This window comes from Chlamydia felis Fe/C-56, assembly GCF_000009945.1.
Taxonomy (GTDB): Bacteria; Chlamydiota; Chlamydiia; order Chlamydiales; family Chlamydiaceae; genus Chlamydia; species Chlamydia felis.
Map to the genome: position 1 here is coordinate 713,130 of NC_007899.1, position 17,592 is coordinate 730,721.

The window sequence follows — 17,592 nt, forward strand, 5'->3', positions numbered from 1 at the left end:
AAAAAATTATAACTAGTAGTTCTCTCCGGGATATACCAAAACCTCCATATTTAGAGAAATTTTTATATTTTGATTTTTCCGATTCTTCACACACAAGCGAATACTAATTAGCTAAAATAGAAATAATTAAGTTATAATTATTTTCAAAACAAACAACCTAATTAAATTCAAAAATCTTTCAAAATAAAACCTGTAAAATAACACAACATACAGCAATCTAGAACCGAAAATGTCCGCTATACAGATCTCACTACCAAACTCAGAAGTTTCGACACCTCCTGTTGATTCATCCAAAAACTGTGCTAAACTTTTATCCAAGCACGAAAAAATCTTTGTCGCATGCATCCTCGGGCTTGCCGGAATTTTGACCTTATCGGGAATTACTCTCGCTATTATTTACCCATCTGCAACACTGATCATAGTTTTATCTTTGCTCTTTTGCTTGACGGTCCTATCTTGCCTCTTAGACTGTATAAACACACAATCGGCGTCCCCAGCACCTGCTCTACTACAGCAGCAAACTCCTTTTATCCACCCAAAACTCTATCTAAGAGAAAATAGCCCTATTACAGACTCTTCTAGAATACCAAGCACCATGCCTCAATATCCTAATCTATTATCAACCCTATGGACAGAGTCGCGCTGGAGCAATCTTCCCCACCAAATACGTCCCCAGCCATCTAGCATACAACAAACCGTGTGGCGACTAAATAGCAATCCAGGAATTATCCTAATCTCCACTGTGGGAGATATTACCAAGCCGAGAACTATTTCAGAGTGTACATTAATTATGGTAAACCCCGCCGATGAGACTTTGACTGGGGACGACCCATTCGAGGAACTCTACCCCTTCTACGGAACTGTAAGCACTAGGTGTTGGGAAGAAGCAAAACAGACGAGAAATGGTAAACCCTCCTTAACTCCCGGATCCTGCTCGATAAAATTCCGGTGGGAATCTGTAGAAGGTGATAGCTACTATCCAAACAGCGGCCTCCCCTTCTGGTTCTCCCATGTATATAATCCTCCGCTCCTAGACCAATATGATCCGGTAGCGGCTTTTCTCCTATGTAAAGAAACCTATACAAACTGTTTCGAAGAGGCTATTTCCGGAAACATTCCAGCCACTATGGTCCAAATTCCCTTACTATTCTCTGAGACAATGCAAGAGGACTGCCTTGACGACGAGAATCTCCAAGCCCGTCTTTACTTAAAACACTCCCCAAAAACAGCTCTTGTGGTTGCCCTGCAAGAATTTTCCGAAAGACATCCCCACATAAGCTTAACAGTAGTCGTAGTTAAGGATCGGGAAATGCCCATAGAATATTCTTATTCTTTCCCTAAACAACTAAAGTATTTTAAATAAGCATAAATAAATCACTTAAAAGCAAATTTATGTTAAAATAATAGACATAGTAATTTTTAATTTGTCTGGGTAGGCACATGTCACCACCTCCAGTATCTTCAACACCCCCCAGCGTAGTGGCGAAGCCGGAGAAGTTTCTCTCTCCTCAGTCCTACGAAAAAGGGGTAAAAAGGGCAAAAGCACTCGCAATTCTTACGGTTGCTGCTGCTGCGTTAATTACAGCTGCTGGGATAGCGGCCGCTGTTGTTTCCGGGCTCCCTGTTCTATACGCCATCCCGGTAGCCGCATTAGTTCTTTCTGTGGTTCTGCTTCTAGCAATTTATAAAACTCGCCCGACACCTCCTCCCTTCCTACTTTCTAAAGGCCCGCTCCTAGGGTTTGCAAATACCGAACAAGATTTTTCTGAGGGATTAGGAGCAGAACTTCTTAGACAACACTAAGACCTCTCTCCAAATCAAATTGAGAATAGCAGGGAATCTGAGATCTTCTCTCCGGCTCCTTGCTATTTCATGATTCTTTGAAAAAAGTCTATTAATCTAATATGCTATTCTCATCTTTCGCCAACTTCCCTAACCACATAGGGTTATTAAAATATTAAAAAATATTTTCAACGGAAGATGCGCTCTCCGAAAAAGGTTTTTCGAACACCCTAACTTACACTAAGTAAAAGACTTATATTAAGCCTTCCTTTAGTATGTCTGACAACAACACTAATCAAGGTAAAAATTATGGTAACATTTCCATCTTCACAACCTGCTCACACACCTGATTCTTCCCGTGTAAATTTGCCTGTTGTAGGCGTATCAGTAAGAGCAGCCGAAGCTCTACTTCTAGAAGCAAAAGAAAGAACAAACAAAGTAAAGGCTCAAGCTATTATTGCGCTAGTAGCAGCTGTATTACTATTCGCTATTGGTGTAGCCTGTGCTTTAGTTGGTTGTCCTATTCTTTGCATTCTTCCGATAGCTGCGGCTATTCTTTCTATTGTTGCACTAGTGGTATGTAGTAAATACTATCGTAAAATTGCACCATGGTTTACCAAACCAGAAGACAAAATTGACACCAGCACCACCAAACCAGAAGCTTCCCAGCAGATTACTGATTCCACAAGTGTTGAAAATGGTACAGAAGAAGCAGAAGAAGCAGAAGAAGCAGAAGAAGCAGAAAAATCAGATATAGTAGAAGGAGTTAACAGCTACCACGAGATTACTAACGACTCTACCTCTACTCAAGATATCGACTAGGTTCTTAGAGACACCGTCTAAGTTTTTCTTTTTTGCCCGCCCCCAGCGGGCATTCCCTATTCCTTTAGATTAAATCCTATATACATCAAGAAAACCTTATTCTCTTCTAAGCAAATGCATAAATAGATTTTGCATAAAACCGTTCTTGCCATTATGAGCCAGTAGAAAAAGACTGTATAAGGAAGTATGGCAATGAAATGGTTCCTTTTTATTCTTGCATTCTCATCTCCAGCATTATTAATCCCAGGATGCACATTAATTCCTAAAGAAGGGAATAGCGCCTGTATGCGATGCTCGTTAATTTCCAACCCTCTGTCACAATAATAAGGAATCTGGGGTAATTGGCTCAGAGTTTGCAGTGATTTTGAATCGAGACTTGTTTTTATTTATTTTTTTCTTTGTTATAACTTAACTGAAAACAAAAGGTCCGCTCTATTCAAAAGAAAGTAAGGATCCTTGTACAAAAATTTAGCACGTAAAAAAATACATGCCCAGGCGCATCGTATTCGTTAATATAAGGACAGCAATTATGCGAAAACTACTTTTATTAGTTTCTTGTGGACTTATGTCAATCAACCTAACTAGCTGTTCTCTACCAGCATCTGGGAGTTATCATCCTAAACTTTACAAATCTGGAAGCAAGGCCAAAGGCGTTGTGGCTATGTTGCCGGTATTTTACCGTACAGGCAAAGTTTCAGAAGCTCTCCCATGGAATTTACAAGCCGAGTTTACTCAGGAAATTGGAAAGAGATTCCATTCTTCTGAAAAAGTATTCTTAATTAAACATTCTGCATCACCACAAATCATCTCACAATTTTATTCTCCTGTGGTTCCTGAATTTTCTCCTCAAGCGGTAGCTGAGTTTCTCCCTGCAGAATTTGTCGTGGCCACGGAATTGTTAGAGCAAAAAATATCACAAGATATGTCTGGTCAAGACTCTATCATAGCCTCTGTGCGTGTACGTGTTTTTGATATTCGTCACAATAAGGTTTCCTTAATCTATCAGGAAATCATTGAATCTAGCCAACCTCTAGCTACCACAACTAGCGATTATCATCGTTACGGATGGCAAACCAAAAATTTCGAAGCAACTCCCATGGGTCTGATGCACCAGCGTCTATTTCGAGAAATTGTCGCTAGAGTTGAAGGCTATGTTTGTGCTAATTATTCGTAATTTATGATGCATTCCTGGTTGTTCTTTCTTGTGTTTCTAGCTTTAGCAGCTATTTCCTCAAGAAACTTTTTTACTTGGCCAAAACCTTCAGAAAAAACCCCACTACAGCTAAAACATATTCTTGTTGGGGTTGTTCTTTTGCTTCTTCCAGGATTAATTCCACTTATTACAGGATCTCATTCCGATATTTCTTGGCGTTCTTTCCATGGGATATTTTTAGCCTGCGCCTTCATCTTTTACCTTTTAGGCTTACCCATTGAAATCACAAGAAGCGTGTTTTACTCTGGAAATAAACCTGGGGTAACGTTTTTAAAAGCGTTATTTTCAGCCGTAAGGATGTGGATCATTGTTATTCCCATTACACAAATTATTGGTACAGTTCTTAATAAAGGGCTCACACTAATCTTACCTTTAGAGGCCATTCAAGAACAAACTCTCACTCAAGAAGTTCAGGACACCCTAACATCCACAGTGTACGATTACGGGTTTATTTTCAGTTTAGGAATTTTGATCCCCATTGCTGAGGAGATATTCTTCAGAGGTTTTCTGCAAACCTTTCTGAAAAATAAAATGAATAGGATTTACGCTCTTCTTTATTCATCAGTAATCTTCGCTCTTACTCACGTAGAGCATTCCTGGGGAAGTTTAGTCTTTGTCCCTGTTCTTTTAATTTTTTCTCTATTTACGGGATTTCTTTATGAAAAAGAACGCCACATCGCTGCGCCCATAGTATTGCATATACTATTTAATGTAACAAACATTGGAATGTTGTCTGTATAAAACACCAGAAAAGAAAAAGAGTAAGTTGGAGAAACTCTTCTAGCAAAAGAAAACGCTTCTTAGGGCTGCTACCTTCCAGTCCTGACCCGGTTCGTAGGCCTCTTCTCTTAAAAGGTCCCCAACTTACCGCTCTTTCATATCATACTCTGAGAATTTTACTAAAGAGAAAAGCCGTTAGTAAACTTTCTACTTTTCGCTCTTTTCTTCAAGTTTGGCCAGGTCCCACGCTTTTCTAGCCTCCTCATAAGAAATGGTTTTACTAGAATCAAAAACATGAGGAGCACGGCGTCGCATTTTAGCAAGAGACTCATCAATAATTGCGTCTATAGATGTCATCCCAAGGAATTCCATCTTAAAACATAACAATAGTGCGAGAGTAAGGACATCTCCTGCTTCAGAAGTGACCGCCTCTAAAGAATGTCCCTCATGAACAGCTTCTCTAAGCTCCTGACACTCTTGATGGATATGACTTAGTATAGAATCGAAATCCTGGCTGTCTGTCCAAGGACAGACACCCTCTGTCACCTTTTTTCTAACAAGCTCTATCAATTGCGAAAAATTTATATTTTTCATGAACTTAAACCTTTACAAGTTCAGGATTAGAAATAACACAAGGATTCTCTAACAACCAATCCTTTATTTTCCTGTGACCAGAAGAAAAAGGTAAAGAATCGATAGTATTTAAGGGATACAATAGCTCTGATTTTGGTTTAGATCTAGCGTAGAAAATTTTTGGAATCAAACGAACCTTATAATGAGTAAAGGAGTGACGTTGTTCTTCTAATTCTCCACAAAAAATTAACGAGGATCCTACATAACATTCCATTTCTTGAACAAGTGCGTTTATATCGGCAAGATCATCCAAAGACCCGACCTCGATATAGGGAAATTCATACAACCCCGCCATCATCTCCTCAGGTTTTCTCTGTTCAAGAACAATAAAATCTTCATAAAGGATAATCGCTACCCAGCGAAATAGAGAAACGACTTTTTTTCTAGCATGACGTATAGGAAGAGATTTTTGTTTCTTCTCTTTAAAAGCTCCGCAAACAGAATTCAAAGGACAGATTTCGCACTTAGGAGAACGTTTACAAACACAAGCTCCTAGTTCTATCAAAGCCTCAGCCACTACTTGTGGATCTTTAACCGGCAGAATAGACAGAGTAATTCTAAATATCCATGTTTTTGTAGATTCTAAATCTATGGAAGCATCTATCAAAAAGACCCTACTGATCACACGCAACACATTGCCATCGACCGCAGCGGTTCTTCTTTTAAAAGCAAAAGCCAAAATTGCGTGTACCGTATAAGGACCCAAACCCTTTATCTGCATTAAATCTAAGGGATCATCCGGCAGCTTGCCTCCAAAATCCTTCATAACCATGCGCGCGCCAAGAAGAAGATTTCGAACTCTAGTATAATAACCCAAACCCTCCCAGGCCTTAATCACTTCCTCTTCGTTAGCTGTAGCTAAAGATTCTATAGTGGGGAATCTCTTCATCCACTCAAGAAAATACTTTACAACAACCTCTGCTCGAGTCTGCTGGAGCATAACCTCAGAAACCCAGACATTATAAGGTGAAGGATCATCCCTCCAGGGGAAGCTGCGCTTATTATCTATAAACCATTGTTTTAACTTTTCTACAGGAAATTTCTTCGCTCTTTCAGAAAAAGCTATCTTTGCCATACCAATTCTCGTAAAATTTTACCTGGGTTTTAAAATTCGATACTTTATGAAAGAATTCTCTTGGGTTGCTAATCGCGTAGAGAGATTATCATCTTTTCTACGTTCAAAGCTGCCCGATTATACAAAGCAAATCATTTTCGATTCGATTCGTTATCACGGTTGTCGTGTAAACGGCCGTTTAGAAAGGTTCGAGTCTTATAAAGTTCAACCAGGAGATTGCATTGCTCTTACCTTACAAATAAGGTCAGAGCCAAAAATTCTTTGGGAAGATCAGCACTGCTGTATTTATGATAAGCCTACGCACACCACTACGGAAGATCTTGCAAAAACAACAGGACTCCATATAGTCCATAGACTAGATAGAGATACCACAGGATGTATTCTATTTGCTAAAAACACCAATTCTGCTCATGCCCTCTCGGAACTGTTCAAGAAACGAAAAATACATAAACAATACACCGCTTTAGTTTTTGGTCATCCAAAAAAATCTTCTGGGACGTTAATTTCTTATACAGCTCCCAAATCCCGTCGCTGCGGTGCTGTGATTTTTGGAAATACTGACAAACATTCGGGGAAACTGACAATTACACATTGGTCTGTGCTTCATTCCTACAAACATTATACTCTGATGCTCTGCCAACCTTTTACCGGAAGAACGCATCAGATTCGTCTACACATGCATATGCTGGGTAACCCTATCGTCGGCGATCTAGATTACGGCAGGAAAGAACAACCAAAAAATATATTTCGTCCGTTATTACATGCTCATTCCCTAACATTTACATCGCCTCTATCTCAAGAAAAGGTGGATGTCGTAGCTTCCTCTTCTGGAGATCCTAGAAAAGTTGCTCCCCACCTACTTATAGATTAAACCATCGTATCCAAATCCCCTTCATCTTCACTGTCACTTCTGCCATTGCCTCCGCGTCTAGGACGAGCGCCCTCTAAATCATAATTACGAGCTCCTCCCATGTTTCTTCCCGCTCTAGAATACCGCGAAGCTCTTGGTCCAAGAACGGTGCTTGCTTCTAAAGGTTGTGTTACAACAGGAGAAGAGAGAATTCCCGCAGCTAGCATCCACCGGCTAGAAAGATCCCTTAAAAGCTGATTTCTTGATTCATCTCGAGGATTTCTCAATCTCTCAGCACGCTGAGCATTTTCGCTGAAGCACCTTACTGCAAGTTCAATATACGGGTTGTGTATAGGAGCAGAAGGAATAGGTCCACGAAGACGCTCTTGAAATCTACGACGCCCCTCCACTTCGGCCATTAAATTTTGCATTTCTTCTCCCTGATAGATCCTGGTCTGAGTAAGAGAAATTGTTTCAGAATAGATACTATGACCTTTTGATGCTAAAATCATACACACTAAAGTCATTAAGTCCTCTACACCTATCCAAATCTGTCTTTCCCCTTGAGTTGCTTTCATCAAAATCATTCCTAAAATCTGCATCACTGATGCGGCTGTCATTGTACCTAAAGCACATGGTGTGCGGTGACCACGTGGCATAATTGTAAGATCCGGAAGGGTACGAGCTATTTTTTCCATATTAAAAGGCGCTGCACAGACAACACCCCTATCACCTCCCCACGGGTACACAATACGGACAAGTCGCTCTAATCGACTAGGATTAATATCACAGAAACTTGTCAATCCTGAAACAAAACATCTTCTTAAAAACCCATTTCTCGTAACCTGACTAACCCTTTGTGCTGCGTTTGCCCACATAATACTTGTTTGGCTTTGCAAAATCCTCGGCAGATCTCGAGAGCAGTACGTACATTCCCTTCGAATGAGGTCCAAAGGAGGAACTGATATGGATGTGTCTCCTGCTAAAAGCCCCACAGTATTTGTTCCCAAATTACTTAAGGCGATAAGCAATACCGTATCACCGTACTCCTCCTCTATTTCTTTCAGATCTTTCTCTAGAGCTTTTCTAGCAGCAACCTGCACACCACAACAATTGCCATATATTCCACATAACCAGTGTCCAAAACTTCCGCATCCACATTGCCCGAATGCGCATCCACATCCGGGACACCCGCAATTCCCTTCACAGCAAGAATGACAATTATCATAGCAGAAGCGGCCACTACGCTGAACTGCTTCACTAGATGCTGCGGCTGCAAGCAATGATGCTATAGAACTAACAGCAACACCTGCTGGGCCCGCTAATCCAGATAATCCACTTATAGCCGTTATTACTGATGATAGATTAGATGAAGACGCCCCCCGACCCGCCATTAATCCCGCTAGCCCCGCAAGCCCTTGTTGCAATCCTCCTCCGCCTTGTCCCTGAAATAGACTACAAATAGCTTGCAAAAGAGGATTATTTCCCGAAGCATTTTGAATCTGGCCTAAAAGCCACTGCAAATTCTGGCCACCGTTACCTGATACAATTGAGCCTAATAGAGATTGTAATGCCTGTGGGTTCATATTTCCTAGAGGGAAAGGCCGTGGAACAGGATTAGGAGTCGTCCCTCCAGAAAGCAATCTTAGCAACGCCTGCGTCTCAGGATTCATACCAGGCTCCGGTATAGGAGCTGCCTGAACCTGACTCGTAGGTTGCGTAACAGGACTTGGAGTCGTCCCCCCAGAAAGTAATCTTAGCAACGCCTGCATCTCGGGATTCATACTAGGCTCCGGAACAGGAGCTGCCTGAACCTGACTCATAGGTTGCGTAACGGGACTTGGAGTCGTCCCCCCAGAAAGTAATCTTAGCAACGCCTGCATCTCGGGATTCATACTAGGCTCCGGAACAGGAGCTGCCTGAACCTGACTCATAGGTTGCGTAACGGGACTTGGTGTCGTCCCTCCAGAAAGTAGTCTTAGCAACGCTTGCGTCTCGGGATTCATACTAGGCTCCGGAACAGGAGCTGCCTGAACCTGACTCGTAGGTTGCGCAGAAAAACCCGAGTTAGAGGCTTGCGCAAGTAAATTTAAAAGGGGTTGCAAATTAGAATTCACAGGAGCCAATGGGGATTGCGCACAGATTGGGGTTTGTTCTGAGGCTGAACGGGGAAAAGTATTTCCACCATTCTGACCCGAGGGATGCAAGCTACCCTGTCCTAAGAGAGAATGCGCCCTTGCACTAGAACTCGGCTGGGTCGTAATCACAGGAAAATGTTGCCCCGCCCCTGTATCCGTAGTATTAGATCCATATGTTCTGCTGGATTGAAGAGCAGATAGAACCACTTCAGATAAATTTCTTCTTACTGTGCCCGACAATGCCCCTTGTTCTTCTTCCTCACAAGAAGTTCCAATATTATCTGAAATAAAACCGTTGTTTATATTACCCGAACCTGTAGGTGACGTCATTTCCCTTCTCCCAAACTACAAACAAAGAAAAAAATAACCTAGCCCTTTAATTAAGAGGGACTAAAGCTTATAAGATTAGAAAAATAGAACAGAATTGTTAAAAAAAAATTGATTTTTTAGACAAAGAGCATGCAATAGACACATTTGGTTTGTCCTAGAGTATCCCTTTTAACCTTTGGACCTAGGAACAATACTTTAGTTGAGCTATTACACGCTCAAGGTTTTAGATTTTCAAAACAGATAAAACTATTGTGAAAACCACTTAGAAAAGTTTAAGCTACACAGATGTTTCTCGATACACCTGGGCAACGTGGACACTTCTCGAATCTCTAAGAGATCTTTCAGCAGGACGATCAACCTCATCACGCCCTTGTGGTGCTGTGTTCGTTAATACCAATCCCGCAGCTCTCATCCATGGCATAGACATCTTGGTCACAAGATTATTTCGCACCTCAGTTCTTGCTCTGTCTTTTAAGGGTCTGTAAGAGGTTTCTCTTCTAGACGCGTTTCTCGCTATTTGACTATATAAAACAGAAGCATTCAAGCTGGATCGTATGTCTCTTTGCTGATTCCTTTCTACTCTAACGAGATTCTCTTCAACCGCAGAAAACAGATCCTTGATTTCTTGAGAATCTTGTATTCTCGTCATATCAGAACCCTGACCATCAACTACGGAAAGATTCTTATGTGCTAAAACAACACAAACTAATGCCATGAGATCTTCGGTAGATAACCAGATGCTATCCCCTGTAGATATTGCCACAGAAAGAATTCGTGATATGTTAGTCATAACATCAGAAGCATCGGCAGCACCCAATCTACAGAACGCGGAACTTCCTGCTCTCTTAACTGACAGAGAAGCAAGAGAACTGACCAATCTTTGAGAATCAAAAGGTTCATGTGTAGAGATAAATCCTTCGGATCCCCAGGAACAGTCGATAAAGACGCGTCCTCGCAATTTATTATCATTGACTGTCATGTATCGATTAGACAGCCCTCCTATGATCCCTTCCTTAAGAAGAGGACGAGACAAAAGGCTGGGGTAGCGACAAGCAGCTTCTCCCCAAGTCTCCCTACTCTTACTCTTAATAATTTGATTAAGACCATTTGATGCAGACTCACACTCAGCTTTAACCTCCTCTAAAGTAGGCAAACCCAAACGCTTACCAGAAAGAAGATCCACGTTATTTACACCTAAATTATTTAACGCAATTAAAACAACAGCCGAACTGTATTTTTTCTCTAACTTTTTAAAACTTTCTTCGGTAATTCCTCCTCGGTTAGTATTCAAATGGAAACAACTAGCAAACAGACCACAGAAGAAAGAACCAAAGCCTCCACAACCAGAAGCACCATCAGCACAACCGCAACCTACACATCCACAATTTCCTGCACAAGAATCCGCACAACCATCATAACAGGACTGCATAACACGTTGTGTTGTCTCACTTTGCAATACCCCAGAAACTAAAGAAACCAAAGAAACTGCAGCCTCCATATTAGACGTCCCATTAGGATGCGTGGTTTCATATAAATTTTTCAGAGCATGTAAGAAAGAACTTAAACCTGAAGGAAGAGGCAAACCAAAAGTTCCCGTCAACACTCCCATTAACTCCTGCAACAAAACTGAAGTCACAGCTCCTCCCTCGCCTTTAAAGAACGCAAAAAGTGTCTGCAACCCTTGTGAAGATTTGAATTTAGGTGTCGACATAAATATATTGCAAAATTTAGCAATGTCCTGTGTAGATGTAAAATCTCCTTCCTTAATCAGATCCAATAATTCTGTATATTCTTGACGACTCATACCTCCTGATACTGCATCAAATAAATCTTTGACCCGTCCCCCACTAATATTGTCGTGGAGCAAATCTTGCTTTACAAGATTGATAAAAAACCCGAATAACTGAGTGCGCAATACAGAAGTGTTTTGTATTTTCTCTTCCGTTTCTTCATGAAGAGATATTTCAAGATCATCTAATAAAGAAATATCATCCAAACCTTCCATACTTGCACGAGGAGGCCTTGAATTTATCTGTGAATTTATTGAGGTTGAGGATCTGGCAAAAAGATCTGCTCCATATGTAGTAAAACGCTCTCCAACGGGCTTCCTTAAAAGAACTCTTTGAACATCTGGATTTTCCCACATTTCTCTTAGAAATTCTAAGCCACTTAACAAATCTGTTTGAGATTCGCTATCCTGTCTTACTGACGCCATATCTACATAAACATCTTCTAAAACAGTATCTAAAGCTGATAGTGCTGCAACGGAAGCAGCGACTGCTGCCTCCCCCGCATCAGAAGTAAACGTCGCTCCTGAAATCTCCGAGCTCATAGTGTCTATCGATATTTGTGAAGTTTGGGTTGTCGTTGAACTTGCCAACGCTGTTTCAGCAACAGTAGAAACCAATGATGTGTTCTCTGTAACATTAGACGCTTCTTGAGGATCTTCAAACCCTAAAGAAGCACGTGTATTTCCTATTGGAAATGTCATGACTTTTCTCCTATTTTTAATTTATCCTATTCACTTACAGATCACACCGAACATAGGATTTACCTTGCAAACTGGCGCAAGGGGCGGGGAGTTTAGGATTGAAAAACTAAAATGTAAATAAAAATTTGAATTTGAATTTTTGGAAGCAAAGAACTAAATCTATGCAGATAGGCTTGTGAGCGCGGAATTGGCAAAGAGTTTCGTAATAATAAAGAAATCTGCTAACCTCCTCTTATTATCAATATGAATGTAGACATAGGATTGGCGGATGTTAAAGATCGATTTAACTGGCAAAGTAGCTTTTATAGCAGGGATTGGTGACGACCAAGGCTATGGCTGGGGAATCGCTAAAGTTCTGGCTGAAGCTGGAGCTACCATCATTGTAGGAACATGGGTACCTATTTATAAAATCTTCTCTCAATCTTGGGATTTAGGGAAATTTGATGAGTCAAGAAAGTTATCCGATGGGAGCCTCTTAGAGATTAAGAAAGTCTATCCCATGGATGCAAGTTTCGATAAACCAGAGGATGTTCCTTCAGACATTGCTGAGAACAAACGTTATAAAGGGATCTCAGGATACACGATTTCAGAAGTTGTTGAGCAAGTGACTAAGGATTTCGGTCATATTGATATTTTAATCCACTCTCTAGCTAATAGTCCGGAAATTTCTAAGTCGCTCTTAGAAACCTCACGCAAAGGTTATCTATCAGCATTAAGCACATCGAGCTATTCTCTAGTAAGCCTATTAGCTCACTTCGGCCCCATTATGAATCCTGGAGGCAGTAGCATTTCATTAACCTATTTAGCTGCTTCACGAGCTGTTCCAGGCTATGGCGGAGGCATGAGTGCAGCAAAAGCTGCTTTAGAAAGTGATACAAAAATGCTTGCTTGGGAAGCAGGAAGAAAATGGGGAATTCGTGTAAACACCATCTCCGCAGGGCCTCTAGCTAGCCGTGCAGGCAAAGCCATCGGATTTATCGAGAAGATGGTGGATTATTACTTAGATTGGTCCCCTATTCCCGAACCTATGACAACAGAACAAGTCGGAGCTGCTGCTGCATTTTTAGTTTCTTCATTAGCTAGTGCAATTACCGGAGAAACACTTTATGTAGATCATGGAGCAAATATTATGGGAATTGGCCCTGAAATGCTTCCTAAGAACTCTTAATCCTGCGATACTGCTCAACGCCAGCCTCCCATGCCGAAAGTATTCCTAAATCTTTCGCTGGGGAGGCAAGAAAATCTGCTATGCCGTGCATATGTTGGGGAGCAGAATTCATTACTATCTTAAAATCCCCGTTCTCTATCAAACCAACATCATTAGCATCGTCCCCAGAAGCCATTATAAACGGCCTTTGCCCCTCATAAACTAAATCCACGATACGGTTCACAGCATAACCCTTAGAGACTAATTTATCCGTCATGAATAAGATCGCATAGTCAAAATCAAAAGGCCAGCGCATTAACGTCATAGCCAAGTTTGAAACTAATTCCTTCGATTGGTTCATTCTTTCTTGAACCTTTTTGACTTCATTTTTTTTCCCAAAGATTTTTGCGACAGCAAACGTTTCGTGGGGATAATCTCTGGAAAGATTTTTAGTCTCTATTAATCTCTCCCTCTCCCTTGCATTAGGAAAATATATAGGATCCAGCTGAAGTAGTAAGTCCTTTTCAGCAGGGCAAGACGCAAATCGATAGTATTGATCCTGATTCATTGCCCCAGCTTCTACGGAGAAAATCACGTCTGCATCTTCCACATACGTCTCTAGGACGGGCAAAATCTCACTAGGAATATCTTGGAAATAAAGAAATTTATTCTCCTCAGAGGACCAAACACAGGCACCATTTTGACATCCCAATAAGTAAGGAACTGACAGATCTCTAAAGAGGTGATTCGCATAAGAAAAATACCTTCCCGTAAGGAAAAATAACTTCCATCCAGAATGATACAAATGCCGCAAATTCTTAATAATTTCAGGGTCTAAATGATGTGGAAGATGCGTAATCGTACCGTCTATATCCGTAATCAGTAATCTATCCATAAAGAACCTTGCGCTCCCATAAACTTATTATGATGTTTCTCTATACTTCATTCCAGGGTAGTAATGATAGATGAATCACGAGAAAAAATTACATCTATTCTAAATAACAAAATCAACTTAAAACAGTATAAAGAAAGAAACTATTAAAAACCCTTCAAGATCTCTCTGAGTATATTCTCTTAAAATTAATATTAGTCAGTTAATTACATCGGTCTTGCGGAATATACACAATTGCAGTTTAATTTGTTCTTGAAGCACATCAAACATTATCTTATAAAGAGCCGATCGAAAACAATTCTCTAGTAAAATGTCCCAAAATCAAGTTGTTTCCTATGTTGTTCTATGACTATAGAAACACAAAAAGGTCTTAAACATGCCTCATAAAATTTTTTCTTATTTCGCATTTTGTTCAGACGACCTAGCTCTGGCCGATACTTCTAGCGAGCAAATAAATCTCCAACGAATGTTTCCAGAAAATATGAGGCTGGAAATGTTTAAAATTCTAGGATCTTTAATATTACTTCTTACTCTATTCGGCATTGGAGTTTGGGCATTTAAAAAATTCCTAAAATCTAAAGGTCAAGGTTTTGGTAACTCTTCGACAATCAAGATTCTTGATAGACGCTCCTTAAACCCCAAAACTTGTATCTACATCATTCGGGTAGTAAATAAAACTCTTGTCATTGCAGAGTCCGGAGAGAAAATCACCCTGCTTTCAGAATTCCCTCCAGATACAGATATCAATGAACTCCTACAACAAAACGAAAAAAAAGGACCTTCATCTACTTCTGATTTTCTTAGTAAGAGCATACGGAAATTTTATAAAACTAAGAAGATGGACGACGCACGAGTTTCTAATCTGACTGACAAAGAATTTTAAGCATCTTTTATGAACAATTTGGAGTGTTTAAATGACAACATGGTCTTTAAATCAAAATAACCTATCAAAATACCTTACGAATGCAGGGCTAGAACCTCTTTTAGAAAGAGAGAGCGGGTTAACATATATAAATATCCAAGCCGAAGATCACGAACTTCCCCTATTTTTTGTGATTCGCAGTGAAGGAGAAATCCTTCAAATGATTTGTTACTTCCCTTATCAACTATATGACAATCAAAAAGAAGCTACAGCCCGACTTCTGCATTTGCTGAATAGAGATGTGGACATTCCTGGATTTGGCATGGATGAAGAACAGGGGTTAATTTTTTATCGTTTAGTAGTTCCTTGTCTAAAAGGTGAAATTAATGAAACATTATTGCGCGTATATATCGACACCATTAGATTGGTTTGCGATAGTTTTTCCCATGCTATAGGTTTGATATCTTCAGGAAATATGAATCTTGATGAGTTGAAAAAACAAGCGCGTAAAGAAAATAAAAATTAGGAAAAGTTCGATGACAGCACTTATTTTTTATGATACGGAAACTACAGGAACACAGATAGATAAAGATCGTATTATAGAAATTGCTGCCTTTAACAATGTAACTAAAGAATCCTTTGTAACTTATGTGAATCCAAAAATTCCTATTCCAGAGGAAGCATCAAAAATTCATGGAATTACTACATCTACAGTAGCTTCAGCTCCTGATTTTCCAGAAGCCTATAAGCAATTCCGTGATTTTTGTGGAAATGAAGCTGTCCTTGTTGCACACAACAACGACGGTTTTGACTTCCCTTTACTTGAAAAGGAATGTCGTCGGCATTCCTTGGAACCTTTAACCTTACGAACCATAGATTCTTTAAAGTGGGCGCAAAAGTATCGCCCCGATCTGCCTAAACATAACTTACAATATCTGCGTCAGGTGTATGGCTTTGCTGAAAATCAAGCCCACCGAGCTTTGGACGATGTGATTACTCTCCACGATGTATTTTCTGCGCTGATTGGAGACCTTTCCGCAGAGCAAGTGCTCGCTTTAATGGAAGAGAGCTGTCACCCTAAAACATTTAAAATGCCTTTTGGCAAATACAAAGGCAAACCCCTTACCGAAGTTCCCGCATCTTATATCCAATGGTTGGAAAATCAAGGAAATCTGGATAAAGATATGAAAGCAGCTATCGACTTAATGAAACAAATGACATGATACTTTCCGCGGCTTTTTCCCCCTGTCCTAATGATATTTTCTTATTTCGTTCTTTTTTAGAACGTCATGATGGTTTTTCATTATTAAATCAAATTACGATTGCTGATATTGCCACCTTAAATGAATTAGCTTTACAACATCGGCATACACTAATAAAAATATCTGCAGCGTTATTTCCAAAAGTTACAGATAACTATACCCTGATGGAAGTAGGAAATATTATTGGTTGTGGTGTAGGTCCTCTAGTTTTAGCTTTAGACCCAGAAGCTCCTTTAAAAACTATAGCTACTCCTGGAGTAACAACAACGGCCCATCTATTGTGTAAAGTATTCTATCCTGATGCGGAGCTTATTCCCATGATATATAGCGATATTATCGCAGCGATTCTTCGTGGCGATGTAAGCGCAGGAGTCATTATTCATGAGGAAAGATTTAGTTATGACTCTCAACTTTTTCTACGGGCAGACCTTGGCAAATTATGGGAAGAGAAAACCCGGCTTCCCCTACCTTTGGGCTGTCTAATTATATCCAAAAAAGTCCCTGTAAATACGAGAGAAGCTTTAACTTTAGAGTTGAAAAAGTCGTTATTCTTAGCACTCAAAGACTCTAGAAACTCTGAACATAAAGCTTTAGAGTACTCTAGAAATAAAAATGCTGAGGTCATTCGAAAGTTTATTTCCACCTATGTTAATGATGAAACTCTTGCATTATCTCATGCTGGGAAACAATCTCTTTACACACTATCAAATTATGCCGAATACACTGTCTAACTATCTCTGCAAACTTCTTCTTGTCCTAGCTGATATAAATGAAGCAAAATCTCTAATCCAGGACTTTACCTTCTCTCAGACTGCGAATAATTTCTATCAATGTCGGGATTCTCATATGTCCATAGCTATGGATATGATCATTCTTGATCAATGGGGAGAAAATGGCGTCTTACAGGCATTAGAAAATATTAAACTAGAAAATTATGATTCCTGCGTGAACATTGGTTTTGCAGGAACCTGTTCTCCTCATCTTCCTTTACAAACCTGTTATACTATCGATAAGGTATCTCTATTTCGCGAAGACTCCCCCACACTTTGCAACTTGACAGAGGAAACATCAGAACTCACAATTACCACTATTCCTAATCTTCTGCAAGCCAACTTAGTTTCTGTTCGTGCTCCATACAGACAGGGATTTCATGATACACTCCAGCTTGTGGATATGGAGGGGTATTCTATTGCCAAGTTATGCAAACATCATAATCTACGTTGTATGATGATTAAAATTGCTTCCGATTACACTACGAAAGAGGGCGGAGACTATCTTAACCAGCATAAGAGCGTGTTGGCTAAAAAGTTATCTTCTGCGTTTAGTTCTTCCTTCTATAATATTATAGAAAGCTCTATCCCAAGCCAAATCTAAT

The 17,592-nt window shown here is 40.1% G+C and carries 18 protein-coding genes and 1 other RNA gene; 13 read left to right on the forward strand and 6 right to left on the reverse strand.

What is annotated here, in order from left to right; genetic code table 11:
* The first annotated feature begins 229 nt into the window (after nucleotides 1-229).
* From CF_RS03080 to CF_RS03105, 6 genes are all read left to right on the forward strand, one after another.
* The gene (locus CF_RS03080) at nucleotides 230-1,363 is read left to right on the forward strand and encodes a hypothetical protein (protein WP_011458161.1); all 1,134 of its coding nucleotides are present in this window, start codon (nucleotides 230-232) and stop codon (nucleotides 1,361-1,363) included.
* A 77-nt stretch (nucleotides 1,364-1,440) separates the two neighbouring features.
* Entirely contained in the window at nucleotides 1,441-1,803 is a 363-nt protein-coding gene (locus CF_RS03085; protein WP_011458162.1) for a hypothetical protein, read from the forward strand.
* 288 nt (nucleotides 1,804-2,091) lie between these two features.
* Complete coding sequence (locus tag CF_RS03090) at nucleotides 2,092-2,604, forward strand: hypothetical protein (RefSeq protein ID WP_011458163.1); 513 nt, start codon at nucleotides 2,092-2,094, stop codon at nucleotides 2,602-2,604.
* A gap of 192 nt (nucleotides 2,605-2,796) precedes the next feature.
* Nucleotides 2,797-2,928 carry a hypothetical protein gene (locus CF_RS05320; RefSeq protein ID WP_269763304.1) on the forward strand — a complete coding sequence of 44 codons (132 nt, stop codon included), beginning with the start codon at nucleotides 2,797-2,799 and terminating at the stop codon, nucleotides 2,926-2,928.
* A gap of 205 nt (nucleotides 2,929-3,133) precedes the next feature.
* Nucleotides 3,134-3,778: a CT253 family lipoprotein gene (locus CF_RS03100; protein WP_041467986.1), complete on the forward strand. Its 645-nt coding sequence runs from the start codon at nucleotides 3,134-3,136 to the stop codon at nucleotides 3,776-3,778.
* 3 nt (nucleotides 3,779-3,781) lie between these two features.
* Nucleotides 3,782-4,558, forward strand: coding sequence for a CPBP family intramembrane glutamic endopeptidase (locus tag CF_RS03105; RefSeq protein WP_011458166.1), 777 nt, complete (start codon nucleotides 3,782-3,784; stop codon nucleotides 4,556-4,558).
* A gap of 22 nt (nucleotides 4,559-4,580) precedes the next feature.
* Here the strand turns inward: CF_RS03105 and ffs are convergent.
* The 3 genes from ffs to mutY form a co-directional block, all read right to left on the reverse strand.
* Nucleotides 4,581-4,681, reverse strand: an RNA gene (gene ffs, locus CF_RS05165) — signal recognition particle sRNA small type.
* A gap of 63 nt (nucleotides 4,682-4,744) precedes the next feature.
* On the reverse strand, nucleotides 4,745-5,131 hold the full coding sequence (locus tag CF_RS03110) for a MazG nucleotide pyrophosphohydrolase domain-containing protein (RefSeq protein WP_011458167.1): 387 nt from the start codon (nucleotides 5,129-5,131) through the stop codon (nucleotides 4,745-4,747).
* A 4-nt stretch (nucleotides 5,132-5,135) separates the two neighbouring features.
* Complete coding sequence (gene mutY / locus CF_RS03115; protein ID WP_011458168.1) at nucleotides 5,136-6,245, reverse strand: A/G-specific adenine glycosylase; 1,110 nt, start codon at nucleotides 6,243-6,245, stop codon at nucleotides 5,136-5,138.
* A 46-nt stretch (nucleotides 6,246-6,291) separates the two neighbouring features.
* On the opposite strand from mutY, the gene CF_RS03120 reads away from it, so the two are divergent.
* A complete protein-coding gene (locus CF_RS03120) occupies nucleotides 6,292-7,116 on the forward strand; it encodes an RluA family pseudouridine synthase (protein WP_011458169.1) in 825 nt (274 codons plus the stop codon).
* Here the strand turns inward: CF_RS03120 and CF_RS05135 are convergent.
* Entirely contained in the window at nucleotides 7,113-9,563 is a 2,451-nt protein-coding gene (locus CF_RS05135; RefSeq protein ID WP_011458170.1) for a hypothetical protein, read from the reverse strand. The genes CF_RS03120 and CF_RS05135 overlap by 4 nt on opposite strands.
* A gap of 277 nt (nucleotides 9,564-9,840) precedes the next feature.
* Entirely contained in the window at nucleotides 9,841-12,054 is a 2,214-nt protein-coding gene (locus tag CF_RS03130; protein ID WP_011458171.1) for a hypothetical protein, read from the reverse strand.
* Between the two features lie 268 nt (nucleotides 12,055-12,322).
* Between CF_RS03130 and CF_RS03135 the strand changes: the two genes are divergently transcribed.
* On the forward strand, nucleotides 12,323-13,222 hold the full coding sequence (locus CF_RS03135) for an enoyl-[acyl-carrier-protein] reductase (RefSeq protein WP_011458172.1): 900 nt from the start codon (nucleotides 12,323-12,325) through the stop codon (nucleotides 13,220-13,222).
* Here the strand turns inward: CF_RS03135 and CF_RS03140 are convergent.
* Nucleotides 13,209-14,096, reverse strand: a complete 888-nt coding sequence (locus CF_RS03140) for an HAD-IIB family hydrolase (protein ID WP_011458173.1) — start codon at nucleotides 14,094-14,096, stop codon at nucleotides 13,209-13,211. The genes CF_RS03135 and CF_RS03140 overlap by 14 nt on opposite strands.
* A 373-nt stretch (nucleotides 14,097-14,469) precedes the next feature.
* Between CF_RS03140 and CF_RS03145 the strand changes: the two genes are divergently transcribed.
* The 5 genes from CF_RS03145 to CF_RS03165 are packed head-to-tail and all read left to right on the forward strand — an operon-like array spanning nucleotide 14,470 to nucleotide 17,591.
* Nucleotides 14,470-14,976, forward strand: a complete 507-nt coding sequence (locus tag CF_RS03145; RefSeq protein ID WP_011458174.1) for a FliO/MopB family protein — start codon at nucleotides 14,470-14,472, stop codon at nucleotides 14,974-14,976.
* A gap of 31 nt (nucleotides 14,977-15,007) precedes the next feature.
* Nucleotides 15,008-15,481, forward strand: coding sequence for a YbjN domain-containing protein (locus CF_RS03150; RefSeq protein ID WP_011458175.1), 474 nt, complete (start codon nucleotides 15,008-15,010; stop codon nucleotides 15,479-15,481).
* 10 nt (nucleotides 15,482-15,491) lie between these two features.
* Nucleotides 15,492-16,178 (forward strand): putative quorum-sensing-regulated virulence factor, encoded by a 687-nt coding sequence (locus CF_RS03155; protein ID WP_011458176.1) that lies wholly within the window; start codon nucleotides 15,492-15,494, stop codon nucleotides 16,176-16,178.
* The gene (locus CF_RS03160; protein ID WP_011458177.1) at nucleotides 16,175-16,948 is read left to right on the forward strand and encodes a 1,4-dihydroxy-6-naphthoate synthase; all 774 of its coding nucleotides are present in this window, start codon (nucleotides 16,175-16,177) and stop codon (nucleotides 16,946-16,948) included. The genes CF_RS03155 and CF_RS03160 overlap by 4 nt, the downstream gene beginning before the upstream one ends.
* On the forward strand, nucleotides 16,929-17,591 hold the full coding sequence (locus CF_RS03165) for a hypothetical protein (RefSeq protein ID WP_011458178.1): 663 nt from the start codon (nucleotides 16,929-16,931) through the stop codon (nucleotides 17,589-17,591). The genes CF_RS03160 and CF_RS03165 overlap by 20 nt, the downstream gene beginning before the upstream one ends.
* Nucleotide 17,592: the final 1 nt, after the last annotated feature.